Raw genomic sequence first — 715 nt, 5'->3', positions numbered from 1 at the left:
CAAGCACGTCTCCCTCAGCCCCAGCCGGATCGGCGACATCGCCCGCGCCGCACTCGTCCTCAACGGAATCTGGAAATGATCTTCGTTGAGAAAACCTCACTCCGTGGCGGAGACCTGGGCCGGCGGGGCGGCACATCGCCGACAAGCCACCATTGCTGGGGCAGCAAAGAAACGAGCCAGCCCCGCCGGTACCTGTCACTGTGTCAGCACCCGTAGGCCCGTGTCCCAGACTCTGCCATTGACGCGAAGAAAGACGCCGCAGCCTTCAGAATCTCGTTGGCCCGCCTGAGCTCGGCGTTCTCCTTCTTCAGCGCTTTCATCGCGGCGGACTCCTCTGTGGTCGTCCCTGGACGCTGCCCGGAGTCGATCTCGTCCCGCCTGACCCAGTTCCGCAGCGTCTCGGCGGAGCCGATGCCGAGCTTCTGAGCGACCGCCTTCAATGCGGCCGACTCATTCGGGTAGTCACCGCGGACCTCGGCGACCATACGGACCGCTCGTTTGCGCAGCTCAGCGGGGTAGGAAGAGGGACGTGCCATGACTCGATCCTTTCATGGAATCGAGTCCCTACCGAACCCGGAACGGTTCACAGCGATGACATTACCGCGCTTTCTTTCCCGGAAGGCTCGGTGGTGCGGTGGTGCGGGTTTTGGCCTGGAAAGGCTGAAATTAGCGCGCTTGTCGTCCGTCTTTCGCTTCCCGTGTTTGGGCGTCATCG

1 pseudogene is annotated in these 715 nt (G+C 62.9%); it reads right to left on the bottom strand.

Annotation, left to right across the window (positions count from 1 at the left end):
• Nucleotides 1-233 precede the first annotated feature (233 nt).
• Nucleotides 234-536: pseudogene (locus tag PV350_RS46870) on the bottom strand (transposase); the annotation flags it as partial.
• Nucleotides 537-715: the final 179 nt, after the last annotated feature.

The organism is Streptomyces sp. PA03-6a (assembly GCF_033792765.1).
In the GTDB taxonomy this organism is placed as follows: Bacteria; Actinomycetota; Actinomycetes; order Streptomycetales; family Streptomycetaceae; genus Actinacidiphila.
This window is presented reverse-complemented; position numbering and strand designations above follow the sequence as displayed.